The organism is secondary endosymbiont of Ctenarytaina eucalypti, from assembly GCF_000287335.1.
Taxonomy (GTDB): domain Bacteria; phylum Pseudomonadota; class Gammaproteobacteria; order Enterobacterales; family Enterobacteriaceae.
In genome coordinates this window covers 502,026-519,472 of sequence record NC_018419.1, presented here as the reverse complement: position 1 = coordinate 519,472, position 17,447 = coordinate 502,026, and the positions used below count along the sequence as shown (strand labels likewise).

10 protein-coding genes and 1 pseudogene are annotated in these 17,447 nt (G+C 45.7%); 8 read left to right on the top strand and 3 right to left on the bottom strand.

Going from position 1 to position 17,447, the window contains the following annotated elements; all coding sequences use genetic code 11:
- Positions 1-160 precede the first annotated feature (160 nt).
- The 4 genes from A359_RS04400 to lpxC all read left to right on the top strand — a co-directional run bounded on the left by A359_RS04400 (position 161) and on the right by lpxC (position 4,407).
- Positions 161-316: a hypothetical protein gene (locus tag A359_RS04400; RefSeq protein ID WP_160142719.1), complete on the top strand. Its 156-nt coding sequence runs from the start codon at positions 161-163 to the stop codon at positions 314-316.
- Between the two features lie 579 nt (positions 317-895).
- Positions 896-2,155, top strand: a complete 1,260-nt coding sequence (ftsA, locus tag A359_RS01460) for a cell division protein FtsA (RefSeq protein WP_014888046.1) — start codon at positions 896-898, stop codon at positions 2,153-2,155.
- Positions 2,156-2,227: 72 nt separating this feature from the next.
- Complete coding sequence (gene ftsZ / locus A359_RS01455; protein WP_014888045.1) at positions 2,228-3,388, top strand: cell division protein FtsZ; 1,161 nt, start codon at positions 2,228-2,230, stop codon at positions 3,386-3,388.
- Between the two features lie 107 nt (positions 3,389-3,495).
- Entirely contained in the window at positions 3,496-4,407 is a 912-nt protein-coding gene (gene lpxC / locus A359_RS01450) for a UDP-3-O-acyl-N-acetylglucosamine deacetylase (protein WP_014888044.1), read from the top strand.
- 1,022 nt (positions 4,408-5,429) lie between these two features.
- On the opposite strand, the gene A359_RS01445 is transcribed toward lpxC, so the two are convergent.
- A complete protein-coding gene (locus A359_RS01445; RefSeq protein ID WP_014888043.1) occupies positions 5,430-5,978 on the bottom strand; it encodes a DUF721 domain-containing protein in 549 nt (182 codons plus the stop codon).
- Between the two features lie 149 nt (positions 5,979-6,127).
- On the opposite strand from A359_RS01445, the gene A359_RS01440 reads away from it, so the two are divergent.
- Complete coding sequence (locus A359_RS01440; RefSeq protein ID WP_160142718.1) at positions 6,128-6,574, top strand: hypothetical protein; 447 nt, start codon at positions 6,128-6,130, stop codon at positions 6,572-6,574.
- 16 nt (positions 6,575-6,590) lie between these two features.
- On the top strand, positions 6,591-9,302 hold the full coding sequence (gene secA, locus A359_RS01435) for a preprotein translocase subunit SecA (protein WP_014888041.1): 2,712 nt from the start codon (positions 6,591-6,593) through the stop codon (positions 9,300-9,302).
- A gap of 2,047 nt (positions 9,303-11,349) precedes the next feature.
- Here secA and A359_RS04550 read toward each other — a convergent pair.
- Positions 11,350-12,277, bottom strand: a pseudogene (locus A359_RS04550) (IMP dehydrogenase); the annotation flags it as partial.
- 147 nt (positions 12,278-12,424) lie between these two features.
- Here A359_RS04550 and coaE point away from each other — a divergent pair.
- The gene (gene coaE, locus A359_RS01425; RefSeq protein WP_014888037.1) at positions 12,425-13,051 is read left to right on the top strand and encodes a dephospho-CoA kinase; all 627 of its coding nucleotides are present in this window, start codon (positions 12,425-12,427) and stop codon (positions 13,049-13,051) included.
- The gene (zapD, locus tag A359_RS01420; protein WP_014888036.1) at positions 13,048-13,797 is read left to right on the top strand and encodes a cell division protein ZapD; all 750 of its coding nucleotides are present in this window, start codon (positions 13,048-13,050) and stop codon (positions 13,795-13,797) included. The genes coaE and zapD overlap by 4 nt, the downstream gene beginning before the upstream one ends.
- 1,315 nt (positions 13,798-15,112) lie before the next feature.
- Here zapD and nadE read toward each other — a convergent pair.
- A complete protein-coding gene (nadE, locus tag A359_RS01415; RefSeq protein WP_014888035.1) occupies positions 15,113-15,937 on the bottom strand; it encodes an ammonia-dependent NAD(+) synthetase in 825 nt (274 codons plus the stop codon).
- Between the last annotated feature and the right edge of the window lie 1,510 nt (positions 15,938-17,447).

The window sequence follows — 17,447 nt, the reverse complement described above, 5'->3', positions numbered from 1 at the left end:
CCGCGGACCCTTACCCATCTGTATTCTGACGGGTGCCTCGGAAAAAGTAACCTGATGTATTTTACAGGTGGCTATAAATGTACGTAAATGTAAAAGGGCTATAGGACACGGCCTGTGAGGCTGGCTTTCAGGTTTTCTCTTTCTTTTGAGTCTTCTTAGCATGATTAGATTGGGAGGCCGGATGGTTCGGAATTGGACAAAAGACGCAAATTCTGTGCTGATGCTCTCACTGGTAGTGAGCACGGCTCCTCGGGATACTACTAATGAGGATATGCATCAGGCGATTCTAGCACCGTGGGCGCACGGCCCGTCATGAAGAAAGAGATCAACCTTCTCCATGAGAAGAAAGAGCGCATTCCTTTGATGCAGAAGGTTAGAAGGTACCCGAGGTCACTAGATCAGGTAAAAATCTACGGGTGGACTATATGCTGGTTGCCCGATGCCATACTCTATGTATCTTTTGGACTGTATAGGAATGCAGTGTAGCCCACCCGCCAAGCGCTTAAGCGAATTAGTTAATCCCTAGATTCTATATGGCACAGCAGTCAGCCAGAAAGACGTCTTCAGCGGCTGCCGGAGTTTGAGCCAGTTTCTTGATGGCCTGCAAGTTAGAGTTCAAGACGCTCAGCATAAACAGTTGCAATTTTAGGAAGTTGCTTTTCAGAAACGAAATCCAGCTAGAGCAGATCCGGGCAGGAGGTGATAGGCGTCTAGAGCGCTGTATCGTCATGCATCCCAGTGTATAGCTAGTAGTTTTCGAATAATAATCAGCACATAGGTTATGTGGGCCCGCAATATGAACTTGCACCCGGCAGTCTGTTAGCATCGGCTGTGATGTGGGGATGGAAAATAGTAATTAGTAACAGACTCAGTCTTAGGCAGAGGCAGGACAATAATGATCAAGGCGACAGACAGAAAGTTGGTAGTAGGACTAGAGATCGGCACGGCCAAGGTGGCCTCGCTAGTAGGGGAGGTGCTGCCAGATGGTATGGTGAATATCCTCGGTGTCGGCAGTTGCCCTGCACACGGCATGGGAAAAGGTGAGGTTAATGATTTGTCAGCGGTAGTCAAATGTGTGCAGCGCGCTATTGATCAGGCGGAGTTGATGGCGGAATGCCAGATCTCGTCAGTATATCTTGCCCTGTCTGGAAAACACATTAGCTGCCAGAACGAAGTCGGGATGGTGCTCATTGCTAAAGAAGAGGTAACACAGGCAGACGTAGAGAATGTTGTTCGCACGGCCAAGTCGGTAAAGGTGCATAATGAGCATCGGATTCTACACGTACTTCCTCAGGAATATGCGATTGATTATCAAAAAGAAATAAAAAACCCCATTGGGCTCTCCGGCGTGCGAATGCAGGCCAAAGTTCATTTGATTACTTGTCATAATGACATGGCAAAGAACATTGTTAAAGTGGTTGAATGTTGCGGATTAAAAGTTGATCAACTAATTTTTGCTGGCCTAGCATCAAGCTATGCGGTATTGACAGAAGATGAACGTCATCTAGGCGTGTGTGTCGTAGATATCGGCGATGGCACTATGGACATGGCGGTCTATACTGGGGGGGCGCTGCGGCACACTAAGGTCATTCCCTATGCTGGCAACGTAGTAACTAACGACATTGCCTATGCTTTTGGTACGGCGCCTGCCAACGCCGAAGAGCTCAAGGTTTACCATGGTTGCACCCTGGGATCAGTAGTTAGCAAGGAGGAGAGCGTAGAAGTGCCAAGCGTTGGGGGTAGGCGGCCACGCAGTTTCCAGCGCAAAACCTTAGCGCAGGTAATAGAGCTGCGTTATACCGAACTGCTTAATTTAGTCAACGATGAAATCTTGCAGCTTCAGGCACAGCTGAAGGCGCAGGGGGTCAAGCACTATTTAGCCGCCGGTGTTGTGCTTACCGGCGGCGCGGCGAAAATCGACGGTTTAGCAGCCTGCGCAAAGCGGGTTTTCCATACTCAGGTGCGCATTGGCCGGCCTCGTAATATCACCGGTCTAACGGATGATGCGCAGGAGCCTTATTATTCAACTGCTGCTGGGTTGCTGGTATACGGTGGTCAACAGTCACATTTAAGTAGCGCAGTAGATTTAGAAAGACGAATGGCTATCAGTGTATGGTTTAAACGGTTCAGAGTCTGGCTACGAAAAGAATTTTAATTATTTGTAAGACGCAATTTGTCCCTGCAAGAGACCAATGCGGAAGCAACAGGTAAAAAACGGAGAGAAATTATGTTTGAACCCATAGAATTAACCAACGATGCGGTTATTAAAGTCATTGGCATCGGCGGCGGTGGTGGGAACGCAGTTGAACATATGGTACACGAGCGAATCGAAGGCGTAGACTTCTTCGCGGTGAATACCGATGCGCAGGCATTGCGGAAGACGACGGTAGGCCAAACTATCCAGATCGGTGGCGGTATTACCAAAGGTCTGGGAGCTGGCGCCAATCCGGAAGTAGGTCGCCATGCCGCTGAGGAGGATCGTGATGCGCTCCGAGCTGCGCTTGAGGGCGCTGATATGGTGTTTGTCGCCGCAGGGATGGGGGGGGGGACTGGGACGGGCTCTGCGCCGGTTGTCGCGGAAGTCGCCAGGGATCTTGGTATCTTAACTGTCGCCGTAGTTACCAAGCCATTCAACTTTGAAGGAAAAAAACGCATGGCATTTGCTGAACAAGGTATTGCTGAGCTCTCTAAATATGTCGACTCGCTGATCACTATTCCCAATGATAAGCTACTAAAAGTCTTAGGCCGAGGCATTTCTCTTCTGGATGCATTCAGCGCCGCCAATGACATACTGAAAGGCGCGGTACAGGGTATCGCTGAGCTGATCACCCGTCCTGGCCTGATGAACGTCGATTTTGCTGACGTGCGCACGGTGATGTCGGAGATGGGTGACGCCATGATGGGTTCCGGTATTGCATACGGCGAGGCTCGCGCAAAAGAAGCAGCAGAAATGGCGATTTCTAGCCCGCTGCTGGAAGATATCGATCTGTCTGGCGCACGAGGGGTGCTGGTCAATATTACTGCCGGCTTCGACCTACGTTTGGATGAATTTGAAACCGTAGGTAACAGCATCCGAGCTTTCGCCTCTGATGACGCCACTGTAGTCATTGGTACCTCCCTGGATCCTGAGATGAACGATGAGCTACGCGTTACTGTGGTGGCGACCGGGATCGGAATAAATCATCACCCCGAGAGTAATGTGATCACTAGAAAGCAAAATAGCCAGGTGCTTATTAATAGCCGCTATCGAGATCACTCCGAAGGCCTTTTTTCGCTCACTGGGGAGCAGAACACAGCAGTCAAGGTAGCTAATGAGCAAAACGCTCAGGGGCGACAGGAACCAGATTATTTGGATATTCCGGCTTTTTTACGGAAGCAATCGGATTAAACAGTGCCTCTTTGGGGAATACTACTCTTTGTGCTAGAGTAACCCGTCAACGATACTCTAATACTGCGCATAGCAAGCGGCATAGTTAAACATTGCGAGAGAAACAGATGTTCAAACAGCGGACATTAAAACGTATCGTGCAGGCCAATGGTGTAGGGTTACATACTGGGGAAAAGGTCGCGATGACACTACGCCCTGCGCCGGAAAACACCGGGATCATCTATCGTCGAATTGATTTAAATCCGCCAGTAGATTTTCCTGCCGACGCCTGTTCTGTGCTCGACACTGTGCTATGTACTTGTTTAGTAAACGAGCATGATATACAGATTTCTACTGTCGAGCACCTGAACGCCGCGATGGCGGGGTTGGGTATCGACAATATTTTCGTGGAAGTAGATGCGCCTGAAATCCCAATCATGGACGGTAGCGCTAGCCCATTTGTTTACCTACTGTTAGATGCGGGCATTGAGGAGTTGAATAGCGCTAAAAAATTTTTGCGTCTCAAACATATGGTGCGCGTTGAGGCTGGGGATAAATGGGCCGAACTAGCTCCGTATAACGGATTTACGCTTGATTTTACCATCGACTTCAAACATCCTGCAATTTCTACCAGCTCACAACGTTATTTTCTGAACTTCTCTGCTGAGTCGTTTGTGCGACAGATAAGCCGCGCGCGCACTTTTGGGTTCATGCGCGATATCGAGTACCTTCAATCTCACGGGCTTGCCCTAGGTGGCAGCTTCGATTGCGCTATCGTGGTCGATGACTACCGGGTGCTAAACGAAGACGGCCTGCGTTTTGAGGATGAGTTTGTTCGTCACAAAATGCTTGATGCTATCGGTGACCTCTTCATGTGCGGCCATAACATTATAGGTGCCTTTACCGCTTTCAAATCTGGGCATGCGATGAACAATAAATTATTGCAGACGGTGCTAGCGCGTCAGGAGGCTTGGGAGTTTGTGACTTTTGAGGACGATGCGGAACTACCTCTTACGTTCAAGGCGCCCTCCTGCTCTTGATGGCATGAGAGCGTTCGGCGGCAGGTCACAGCGCCCCTAACATGCAGCCGGACCGCTGACTGATGCTAAGAAGGTATATCTGTTATTACTTTGATAAATTCCGTCCGAGTCTTTATTGAATAAGGCGCAATTCCAGGTAAGCATTGGCACAGACTCCCTGCATTAATGTCAAAATAATTTCTTTTATAAAAAATATCCTCAAGTGATTAGCGTGCTCATTGAGCATAAGACTGTAAAATAAGAAAATAATCTCAAAAAATCAATATGTGCTTCTGCTGGTTATTTAGATGAGAAAAACATGTACCACCGTGCTGCTTGAAGAATCACTGACAAATTCAGATAAATCGACCATCAGTGTGCAGATAAGTAAATCAGCAGGAAGCCTTCAAGTCGCTTCAATAAACCGTTGAGTTATTCATAGTATCCGCTGAACAGTGTTTAGTGAAAGAGCCAGGAAACGCAGGCAGCATGATGTTCAAAAGCGCAGCATAGCGCGTCAGCGCTATCTAGAAACGAACAGCGCGAGGTATGACATGTGGCTTTTTACATGCAGCATCGTCTTGAGTTACCAGTGCAACACAAACTTGATAAAATATGCTGATCGGAAAAATCAGGTAAGCGTTCGCTGAAGCTGAAAACTCTTAGTCACCTTTCTATTTTATGCAAGTAACCGTGTGTATGGAGGCGCTCTTTTTGTTGAAAATCAGGCATTGCGAAGCAGTAAGCATACCTAGAAATAGCCACAGTATGACCAGTCTTACTCACTGGCGGTAAGAGGCCTCTTTTATCTTAAGAGCACCGCTAAATCAAATGATAGAGGGTGATATGGCAATAGGGGCAATTTCGCCGCTAATAGTTCAATAGCTTCACCAAATGACGCGCTGAAAAATGTTGAACGCTGTCCCTGCCCCGTAAAACAGCCCCCCTGGGAGATAACGACTCCAGATGTTAGGTGACGTAAGAAGATCGATTAATCCGCAGAATAAATATGTCACACTCTTTTCTGATCAATGATATTGATGTCATAAGTCTGGTGAGGCCTCGATTTTCGGAGATGGCATATGTTCAGGACTATCCTCAGCCAGTTTTGCCAAACGTTCTAGTACGTTCTTTAATTTCCCTTCGCTTTGGGCCGCCACATGACGAATCGATGCAGCACTTCGCAAACTCAGATGTCGGGACTGTCCTCCGAGCAGACAGAGACAGTGCCGGTCACTATCGTCGTCTTGCGTATGCAATGCCTGTTTTTTTGCTAAAACAGGGTTAATCCTGATGTCGATAGACGATAATGATGGTAGAATCTGGATCCTGACAGTAGATAATAACTTCGCTTCTTCATATCGCAACCGCATTTGCCAGCTGGCATTAGCGGTTTCTAGCACCATCAGTCCCTGGCGAAAGTTGGCAACACGGCACCAGGGTCGCAGTATTTCTGGAAGTAGCATATTGACTGCGTGATTCAGTTGCACCAGTGCGATGGCTTGGTGCTGAATTTTTGAGAGAGACTCTTGACTCGTTTCGATAGGGTTGCTAAATAGGCTATCGATAAGATGTGGGCGACTATCGCGCATACCAATACTCCGGCGGAAAACATTATTAGGGAATGGGCATTTTAAATAGTTGGCGGAAATTTGGGAGATGTTATTGCTTTCTTCACCCACTATTTAGTGCTCTCCCCACTAACTGGTTCCAGTCTTTATTTTCGGGCGACGCTCATAAGATGCAAAGAAAGGTTAGCGTCTACGCGTGGCGCAGACGAAACATCCGTTTCCAGGCCGGTGTCAGGCAACTACTAGCAAAGCTAAAGGATCTCTTGCATCGTTTTTTTGAAGCTGTTGAAACTTATCACCAACGCGCCATAGGCACGGTCGCGCTCACTCTTTCCGGTCAAAAAAGGATCGCAGGTGAGTGCCTTCTTGCCCTGAAGTGTCCAGGTTTGTTCTTTTCCTTTAGGCTATTCTCTTCTGATGAAGCAAGGCAACTAATTCTAGTGCTGAGATTACGTCAAACCTCTAGTGGCCGCGCTTTTTTTCAACTACTGACACGGAATACATCTGGCGTCATGACAGCAGGTATGAGGCCCACTTCCATTCCGCATCTGCACACCCCCTACAAGCCCTCACTATCCCAAGCACTAGCTTTGGACATCCGATGGACTAAGCCGTGATGAAATTTGACTGCCTATGCTAGCTAAATTACTTACCAAAATTTTTGGCAACCGTAATGATCGTACTCTGCGCCGTATGATCAGGGAGGTAGACGTTATCAATAAGTTAGAGCAGGTAATGGAGTTATTGAGCAACGAGCAGCTCGCGGGGAAAACCGTCGAATTCCGGGCACGTATTGCGCAAGGGGAGAGCATCAATAGCCTGCTACCGGAAGCGTTTGCTGTGGTGCGGGAGGCCAGTAAGCGTGTTTTTGGTATGCGCCATTTTGATGTGCAGTTAATCGGGGGTATTGTGCTTAACGATCGCTGCATCGCTGAGATGCGAACCGGTGAAGGGAAAACCCTCACCGCCACGCTTCCAGCGTACCTGAACGCGTTAAGTAGCAGAGGCGTGCATGTGGTGACGGTGAACGATTATTTAGCGCAGCGCGATGCGGAAAATAATCGTCCACTATTTGAGTTTCTGGGATTGAGTGTAGGCATAAACCTCACCGGGATGCCCGCGCCGGCCAAGCGTGCTGCTTACGCCGCTGATATAACTTACGGAACTAACAACGAGTACGGTTTTGACTATTTACGCGACAATATGACATTTATCCCGACAGAGCGAGTGCAGCGAACGTTGCATTACGCTCTAGTAGATGAGGTGGACTCTATACTGATTGATGAAGCCCGCACTCCTCTCATTATTTCCGGGCAGGCTGAAGACAGCTCTGATCTTTATCGCCGCGTAGATACACTCATACCACATTTAATGCAGCAGGATAAAGAAGACTCTGAGAGCTTCAAGGGCGAAGGCCACTTCTCGGTGGATGAGAAGTCACGTCAGGTTAACCTGACCGAACGAGGGCTTGTGCTGCTTGAAGAGCTACTGGTGCAAGCCAAGATTCTGAAACAAGGAGAATCACTTTACTCGCCGACTAATATTATGCTCATACATCATTTGACCGCAGCTCTACGCGCTCACGTGCTATTTATCCGTGATGTGGACTATATCGTTAAAGATGGTGAAGTCATTATTGTCGACGAACATACAGGTCGCACCATGCCTGCTCGCCGCTGGTCTGATGGATTGCACCAGGCGGTGGAGGCCAAGGAAAACGTGACAATCCAGAATGAAAACCAGACGCTGGGTTCCATAACTTTTCAGAACTATTTTCGTTTATATCAGAAGCTAGCCGGTATGACTGGTACTGCTGATACAGAAGCATTTGAGTTCAGCACGATCTATGAACTCGAGACTGTCGTGATACCTCCTAACCGTCCAATGATCCGTAATGATTTTGCCGATCTTATCTATATGACGGAAAAAGAAAAAATCAATGCTATTATTGAGGATATTAAATCCTGCAAAAAACGCAGCCAGCCGGTTTTAGTAGGCACAATCTCTATTGAAAAATCAGAGCTCGTCTCTAACGAGCTAGAAAAAGCTGGTATTACCCATAAAGTACTTAATGCTAAATTTCACGCCATGGAGGCAGAGATTGTCGCGCAGGCGGGCCAACCCGGGGCAGTGACCATCGCCACCAACATGGCTGGACGAGGTACCGACATCGTGTTAGGCGGCAGTTGGCAGGCTGAAATCGTATCGCTTGGAGCAGCAGCGGATGAGAGGAAGAAGGCCGCCATTAAGAATGCCTGGAAATTGCGCCATGAGCTAGTGTTAGCGGCTGGCGGCTTGCATATTATTGGCACCGAGCGTCATGAATCACGTCGTATCGACAATCAGCTTCGCGGTCGCTCCGGTCGTCAGGGCGACGCCGGTTCATCCCGGTTCTACCTATCTATGGAAGATGCTTTGATGCGCATTTTCGCGTCAGAGCGCATTTCTGGTATGATGCGTAAACTGGGTATGAAGCCAGGTGAAGCTATCGAGCACCCTTGGGTCACAAAGGCGATTGCTAATGCCCAGCGTAAGGTGGAAAACCGCAACTTTGATATTCGTAAGCAGCTGTTGGAATACGACGACGTCGCCAATGATCAGCGATGCGCGATTTATATACAGCGCAACGAGCTACTCGATCTTGAGGATATTAGTGAGATTATAAAGCGGATCCGCGCAGATGTACTGAAGACGATCTTTGATAGGCATATTCCACCTGAATCACTAGAAGATCTTTGGGATTTACCGGGGCTAGAGAAGCGCTTGCAGGATGTCTTTGATCTACATACATCTCTTGCGCAATTTTTAGATGACGATCCAAGCCTGCAGGAAGAGACACTGCGTGATAGCTTACTGGAGCAGATACTGCTGCAATATGAGCGGAAGGAAGAGATGATCGGTAGCGATATGATGCGTAAAGTCGAGAAAAGTGTTATGCTGCAAACACTAGATTCCCTGTGGAAAGAGCATTTGTCGGCGATGGATTATTTGCGTCAGGGGATCCATTTGCGTGGCTATGCGCAAAAAGATCCTAAGCAGGAATACAAGCGCGAGTCCTTCATGATGTTTGCAATCATGCTGGACTCGCTAAAATATGAAGTGATAAGCACGCTCAGTAAGATGCAGAAGCGCATATTGGGAGACTTAGAGGCCATCGACCCGAAAAACCGTGAAGAGCTCGTACTTCTAGGTAGACAGTATCTCGAGCATCATCGGAAGAGGGAAGTAAACTCTCCCAAAGAGAGCGCCTCTGCGGTACAAGTCAGCCGTAAAGTTAAGCGAAACGATCCCTGCCCATGCGGTTTTGGGAAAAAATTTAAGCACTGCCATGGAAAATTACAGTAAGCTTAATGCCAAGCTTCCGGGGTGTATTGGGTATTTTATTTCTTTCTTTTGGAAAGAAGAAGCACCCTCTTCCGCTCTTAGTAGGAGCTATATGCTCATACATTTCAGCCAGCTACTGCAGCTATTATATCTCAAAAGACGCCCTATAAATACACCGTGCGCAATTCATCAGCAGGTAGCAAGCCAAGCCAAATGCTAGGCGGTTATGCGCTTTACGTACACGCTCTGCCATCAAAGGGAGGCGAAGTTATATTTTACTGTACGCATTCGTCTGCTTGGAAGATGAAGATTAATCGTTGGCTGTTTGATGGAAATAGAACACTACTAGAATAGTACTTGCGTGCAGCCTTTAGCCCTAAGATATGCTGCCTATGAAAGTGAAAAGATGCCAAGCATGAGGATGCTGACTACTTTTCATGATGCATGTTATTATTGTAAATACTGCTAGCGGTTATTGCGGTAGTGAGTCATCATTACTGATGATAAGAGACGACCTTAAGAGCACGCTATAGTAAAGATTACACTATCTTTGCTTGGTCTGTGGTGCTAGCGTTATCCGATCTAAACGCACATGAGATCAAATGTATTTAACGTTACAGCTATATCCTGTGAGTGAAGCTTCTTTAGCTTTTATTCGCGCTATCAAGCTTTTTTGCTGTCAATCATGACTTAAATTTGATCATGGTGATCTATGGCCATATGTATCATTAACTAAACATTGTATGTTTCAGCGGCTAGCGGATTTTACACATCCTGCGCAAGAGCGGATATTAGTTAGTGCACACCTAAATAGATCGCGATGGTGGTTGTGTAGTTGCATTTGCCGGAGAATTCATGACAAAAAGGGCTGGTTATGTCATGCTGATTGATAAAAAATGTTCTACAGTACTTTTATCGAAAAAGTCCTTCTACCGTTTTTATAGGCTCCGCTAAATGATCATTTTTCTCTATAGAGAATGCTGCGCACTATCTTCCTTATCTTCTAGGTAAGTCGGAAGGGGATCAAAAAAATTGATATTAAGACTATTGCCACTATTCGAATCCTGAAATACCGTACTGCCGATGTTTTTCAGATTCGGAACCACTATGGATTCAAAGTCAGGAGGTCATCATATCTGCGCTACATTGTTTTAGGGAACAACAAACTGCGTATGATTAAATACCAGACAGGTTATTGATGTGCTCATGTCTAAAAAGTGATCGAGAACACTGTTAAAGATTCAGGTCTGCGATTTTATCGAACAAGAGGGCACGTGACACGTGAACCGTTAGTAGCGTTATTGTAAACGCGCAATGCAAATAATATTTAGTAAAACCAGTAGTTAAGCGATTTAGTGCTTAACATTGCCTTTCCTCCCTGCAGCGTTATGAACATGTAAATTAAGATGACTCATTGGGGTATGTTGAACTAGAAAATGACTTTTTTAGCTAGTTATGAAAGAGGAGGTTTTTACGTGAATTTGACTGTTGATTAAATGCGCATTTATACCAGCATGGTTGCATGCATGGTACGATAGGGTCAAAACTGTGCCTCTTGCGTCTGTGGAATGAGAGGGGCGTTCATTTTTTTCTTAAAATTGATGAGCATAGAGACTCGCATGTATCGTGCCCTACGCGACAAAATGGCTCTTGCTCCATACTCTGAGTTTTTGACCCTCCCTTGAAGGGCTTCATATGCTACTGCAATGAAAACTGCAATCCTGCTGCTATCAATAAGACAATACTTGGTTTTACGGCGTGCTCTGAAATGTGTATGCTGATATTATCTATTAAAATTTTTCAAAAGTGAAGCTCTAATGTTGTAGAAAAAGAGATTCGTGATAATACGTTTATGCACACACCCTTGTAGGTAGGGCATCGACGCTGATAAACCTGTGAAAGAACACAGCCAGCTAGCAGGTCAGGATTGTTAATCGAAAAACAATACAACAACAGGTAAGTAAATATTACCGCGTAGTGCGTGGTAGCTGAAAGGCACAGAAGAAAGATTCCCCTGAAAGTATATTATCTGCACACCGAGTCGATAGCGTCCGCTGTCGGAGGGCTGCGGATGGCTAAACACAAGGTTCTCTTGTTCAGAAAGTCGAATAAAAGTGTTTCGTTTTGCCAACTCCCTTAAGTGGGTCTCCTCAAGATAGGTATAGGTAGCACGAAGACTGCCGAGAAGATCGTCCATCTAGCATAGACTACCAGCCAATTCAGGGGTAGTCTTCGGGCTCCTCCCCCTTCGTGCGCTAATCGGTCCCCTCCACCGCTGCCGAGAATGCTTTCGTTAAATCTCCTGATAACAATGTAACCACCCGGACCGCGTGCTTTGTCAGCATATTCCATGAATGCTGATACTTGAGGACAGTCGACGCCGGTTTTGACCCGCATAGCGCAGACCGAACTAGGAGGAATACCAACTTTAACTATATTGTTGCCTAAGGAGAGAATTCGCGCCCCTAGCATCTGTCCTGTGACTATATTCTCAGCGCAAATGACCTTATTCTGACAGGATTTCAAGCTGTTTCAATACAGGTCAAAAAATGCCCTGAACAGCCGTTAGCTCTATATCAATGCAGATAAAATTCAGCTATAGCGAGAAAGTCGGTATTTTCTTCATTTTCTCGGAGTTGGAAACAGAAGTTCCGGAATATATCATCAGATGACCTAGGGCCGATGCCGGGACTTTAGCTACAAAATTACGCCACTAATCGACCTGATAATGTTTGTGTACTTGCAGTTAGGATATCGAAGTAGACGCGTTCCTCGGGTATGTTAAGCGTGCCTACTATATCCATGTTTACAGAGATTGCCGGCACGCCGGACCAGCAAATATCAGGATGCTTGAAGGTAAGATGGCGTTGAAGTGCAAAAGCAGAGCGGTTTTTCAGCTCGGAGCGTTTTGGCTGGATCGGGGTATTTTTGAAGCCTAACTTAACATATTTTCTATACGTATAGGATTTCCTGGTACAAGACAACGAGTCACTCATCAATATCGGATACAACGTGCTTATTTTAGTATTGCTATCATACGCGCGATTAAAGTTAGAGCAAGACTCTGAACGCTGTTCATTGTACGATACAACGGTACTAAATGTGCTTGTGCAAGAGGAGTTTTGCAGGGTGAGGCAGTGAACGTGACGAAATATATTGTTGCTCTGACCGGCGGTATTGGCAGTGGTAAAACTACGGTGGCCAATGCTTTTTCCGCCCTCGGTGTGCCCCTGGTAGATGCTGATGTGATCGCACGAGAAGTGGTTGAACCGGATAGCTCAGCTTTGCGTTTTATCCAGAAACGTTTTGGTCCAGCGATGCTGAATGGGGATGGATCCCTTGACCGTTCAGCACTCAGAGCGCGTATTTTTAGCAATCAGAAAGATAAAGCTTGGCTTAACAATTTGCTCCATCCGCTGATTAAACAGCAAACTGAAGAGCAGTTATGCTTCGTGCCTGCGCCTTATGTGTTATGGGTAGTTCCTTTGCTTGTTGATCATAAACTGTACACGCGGGCTAATCGCGTCCTGGTGGTGGATGTGGACCGCGAGGTCCAGATCCGGCGTACGATCACCCGGGACGGCGTTAGCCGCGATCAGGTGGAAAACATTGTGGACGCGCAGGTCCCGCACCAGCGGCGTTTAGCCTATGCGGACGATATTATTGATAATGGTGGGCGCCCGGATGAGCTAACGGAGCAGGTTGCTACTTTTCATCGACGCTATCTTGTGCTTGCGGCATTAGCAAGACAACAGGACATATCACTATGACTGACGTTTGCTCGACAACGGTATTGTTTGAACATCCATTAAACGAAAATATGCGGACTTGGTTGCGGTTAGAGTTCCTTCTGCAGCAGCTCTATCAGCATCTGACATTAAGCGAAATTGCTAACGCGCAGACGTTTTTTCGTACTTTAGCCGATCTGTTAGAAGTTCTCGAGCGCGGAGCCATTCGCGGTGAAATGTTCAAGGAATTAGATCGACAGCAGCAAAAATTGCTGAAATGGGAAGGCATGCCCGGTGTCGACAGCGACCGAGTTAGTGCCCTGCGTAGCGATTTTAAGCGCCGTGCCACTATGCTGATGGCAGCCCCGCGCTTAGGTCAAGCATTGCGTGAGGACCGACTGATTGGCGCAGTACGCCAGCGTCTCTCTATACCTGGCGGTTGCTGTAGTTTTGACTTGCCTGCCCTTCATATTTGGCTACATCTCCCGCAGCGTGACGCACATGTAGATGGTTGGTTACAAACACTATATCCGCTTAAGGCAGCTCTAAGCTGCATCCTTGATATCGTTCGCCATTCAGGACCTTTTAAACATCAAATTAGTTTAAATGGCTTCTTCCAGAATAACACCGAAGAGGGGGATTTGCTCCGGGTACGCATCCCTGTTGAGTATCAACTCTACCCGCAAGTGTCCGGACATAAAACCCGTTACTCTATTCATTTTTTATCCCTAGATAGTGAGCGCGGTTTAGTTCCGAACCGCTTGCCGTTTGAACTAGCCTGTTGTTAAAAGCTCTTTATCATTAGCGATGTATATCCTTAACGGCATTTATCCCTAGCTGTGAAAGCAGGTAGCTAGCTACTAGCATTAGGCGTATTTTAAATAGATTAAAGTGTAGAGGACTATCATCCTAGAATACTATATTCATTTTAAAAGCCAGTATTTATGCCAAAGACATAGTTGCATACCACCAAGCAGTCTACTCATGAAAGTTCTTCAATCAGCGAGATTTTTTGAAAGTAAAGATGTGTTATTGAATAAACGAGAGTCTTTTGTATAGGAAGCTAAAGCGATTATATCTTACTCAAGATGAACGGTATGTCGTATCTTTAACATCATCATCTGTTTTTCATCATTTTGACCATCGCCATCACCTCGCCTACCCATGCATCATAACCATGCAGACTTCAATGACCCACAAGAAGTGTTTTTAATCGGAATATACTTGATTCAGATAGTAATCTGCTGGTGGAGATAAGCCTTTCGTATTTTTTAAATGTTATAAAAAACTAAAGTGCTGCTTTTAAAATCTATTTTTTTATATTTTATGGCCTATTCTACATAACAGGAAGTGTCCTTGATGACGATTAATGTTTATCTTTATTTTCTATCTTAAAAGCGCATTCTGCAACGTAGGTATCGTGTTCAGGGGTTGCAGCCGAGATACTCCGAATGAGATGACAGAGTAGCGTTACTTTCTTACATCTAGCAGTGTCAGCGCGTTCGTAGTGCTGTTGTGAGCACATTGACAGAAATGGATTTTATGTATCGTGTTAGTTACAACTAGTTGGGGGCTTGCGTAAACTCTTCGTTTTGCCATCTTACCGGATCCCTGCGACTCCCTCCTGTACTAAAAACTTTCAGTCTAGTGCTACTATGAACGTTATATAGAATATTACCGCATTGTGATGTTTGAGGCGATATTCATAAGAACTATCGTTACATTATTACTGTGGTTAATGTCTCTTTGAGTTGAAACCGGGCACACCGTTTAAAATCAGTAATATACTTAGATAAACATCACTGATGCATGGATTGATACTGCGAGCGCATGGAGCCACGTAAAAAACGCATGACTAGCGAGCGACAGCGTAATTTTAAGCCTGATGCTTTCATTAAAGATTATTTGTTGAAATGAATATTTCAAGCTGAGCTAGCTGCCGCTTCAACTGTTCTTTTCTTTAAGATCATATTGATTCAGAAACTCTCACGCGGTGTGGAACTGCTAATGATATGCAGAATTATCAACTTCGGCTCTCATAAGAGGTCGACGGAGAAACGACTTGCATCAAACGCAGACACGCTGGCGTATAGCTGAAGCGAATTATTTCCAGAAGTCGTCAAAGACCGTTACCGGAAGATGACGCTTGTGCTTGGTGCGATGATACCAGTTTTCAATCACGTGCGCTGCGGCGGTATCGATGATTTTTCCCTCCAAGTAATCATCGATCATGTCGTAGCTGATCCCGAGCGCAGCTTCATCAGTTACTGCTGGGAGATCTTCTTCCAGACCGGCGATGGGCTCTTTAAGATACAGATGCGCCGGGCAGACGAGGTGCTGCAATATTGCGCGTCCTTGTCGTTTATTTAAACGGGAAAGGGGATTGATATCGGTACCACCGTCGCCGTATTTAGTGAAAAAACCAGTGACCGCCTCCGCTGCATGATCCGTTCCCACCACCAGTCCGGCTGTCATAGCGGCGATACTGTACTGGACCTGCATACGTTCGCGTGCTTTTTCATTTCCTTTAGCGTAATCGCTCAACATGATACCAGCCCTACGCAAGGTTGTCTCTCTCGCCTGAATTGAGGCTTTAATATTGATAGTAACCACTTGGTCAGGCTGGATAAATGCGATTGCATCCTGGCAATCTGCTTCATCTTTCTGCTCCCCGTAGGGAAGGCGGATGGCAATAAATCGGTAGCCAACTTCCCCGGTTTCCTGGCGAATCTCACGGATGGTTCTCTGGCACATTTTTCCGGTCAGTGATGAATCCTGTCCCCCGCTAATGCCGAGAACGAGTGTGCGTAAGAAGATATGTTTTTTCAGATAAGCTTTGAGAAATTCTACACTAATTCGAAATTCGGCCACCGGGTTAATTGTCGGCTTTACGCCTAGCGCCGCTATAATGTCTTGCTGTAGTGACATCTATTTTTCCTGAAATATAAATATTTTATAATCACAAATGTAATAATAAAAGTAAGCAAAAAAGTATAAGTCTAACTCTTAGCCGAGTTGGGACGATGCGACTCAAATTCAATCATCGTACTTGATATCCATATTTCCAATGTATCGAATCACTCTTATGATGCCTTGATGATTGATTCATTACATTATATTTGTTTTAATGCATACTATCTGCTTTGAAATGATATGTTTTATACTATTAGTATAGTGTACTGATTAATTGCTATTAAAGTAATATTATGAAGTTCGATTTCATCAACAATATAGTGAATCCAAGGTGACAAGCGTTTTGTACTAAAACTTTACAGAAGCACAAGATGATTCGCGATCATGCTAAAACCGGTTGCTAGGGTTTGTTGAAGATACTAGAGCCAAGGATGCTGTAGCCTATTAGGATAGTTATTGTTGTATGATTCAGAAAGCTTTGGGAGGCCGCTCATAGCATTATGCAGTCAAGCGATTGTATTACTGGTCGTTTAGTGCTACTTGCTTATGACGGTCACGTAAATTTCGAAGAGCAGATCAACATCTGTTAAGTAGAGCATGGCAATTGTAGTTATTGTGAGAATCGCAGATCAACCCACTTTGCCCTCGTCATGATTACAGCCGCTTCATTGAGCGCCATGCCGTTACGATATTAGTACGGCTAGCAAATATTATACCCGGTGATGCATTGGCAGAAGCGGCTGTATTGTCTGCCTCAATAGCAATAGTATAACGGTAATCTATAATTTTTAGCCTGTGCTATGCGGATCTTGTAGCACCTTACTTTATCAACTCTGTTAGAGCGGGAGCGTTAACAGCGCCACTGTATGCGATAAATCGGCAAAGAGATCATTGCATGGCATGTATTACACTCCTCCCCGCTGCAAGATGAGGCGTACGCTACAGTGTATGCTTGTAGAGCCGATACTACCAACGTTTATATAGTCCTCAGTAAAAGCTTAGACTCGATTACTGTTAATGACTCAATGGGTAAGTTGACTACATATGGGCGTTTTGATACTGATAGCAAAGGTCTTTGTGGACTCGCTGAGAAAAGTATAGTCGAGGTATTGTCACAGAAGATTGATAAGTTTGAACATTAGGTTAATACAGGTTAAGAACGCTTTGATTGAAAGTATAAACACCCAGCGCATCCGCTGTAGGTGTAGTAGCGGGTTACTATCTGAGTAGACAGGTTAAATATAAAGCTTAGGTAATCGCTGCTTGAGCGCATTACATGCATGCACATGCGTAGTGTCGCTGGCAAAGAAAGAGTATAAAATTACCTGCTGTTTATTTACGACAATGCCGTTAAGTACCATTATTCTTTGACGGTATGGTTGGATTAGTTAGCGATTGCTGAATGGAACGGAGAAAACTGTTTTTAGAGCTCGCCGTCTACTACTTTTTATTCGAATAGGCTAGATGACCACGCTGGCACCCAATGCAGGGGCGTTGAGATTCTGGTTAAGTAGTATCATTAATG

Excerpts from the sequence above, each read along its gene's own strand:
- A359_RS04400 (WP_160142719.1), top strand. The coding sequence starts at position 161 with ATGATTAGATTGGGAGGCCGGATGGTTCGGAATTGGACAAAAGACGCA.
- ftsA (WP_014888046.1), top strand. The coding sequence starts at position 896 with ATGATCAAGGCGACAGACAGAAAGTTGGTAGTAGGACTAGAGATCGGC.
- ftsZ (WP_014888045.1), top strand. The coding sequence starts at position 2,228 with ATGTTTGAACCCATAGAATTAACCAACGATGCGGTTATTAAAGTCATT.
- lpxC (WP_014888044.1), top strand. The coding sequence starts at position 3,496 with ATGTTCAAACAGCGGACATTAAAACGTATCGTGCAGGCCAATGGTGTA.
- A359_RS01445 (WP_014888043.1), bottom strand. The coding sequence starts at position 5,978 with ATGCGCGATAGTCGCCCACATCTTATCGATAGCCTATTTAGCAACCCT.
- A359_RS01440 (WP_160142718.1), top strand. The coding sequence starts at position 6,128 with ATGCAAAGAAAGGTTAGCGTCTACGCGTGGCGCAGACGAAACATCCGT.
- secA (WP_014888041.1), top strand. The coding sequence starts at position 6,591 with ATGCTAGCTAAATTACTTACCAAAATTTTTGGCAACCGTAATGATCGT.
- zapD (WP_014888036.1), top strand. The coding sequence starts at position 13,048 with ATGACTGACGTTTGCTCGACAACGGTATTGTTTGAACATCCATTAAAC.
- nadE (WP_014888035.1), bottom strand. The coding sequence starts at position 15,937 with ATGTCACTACAGCAAGACATTATAGCGGCGCTAGGCGTAAAGCCGACA.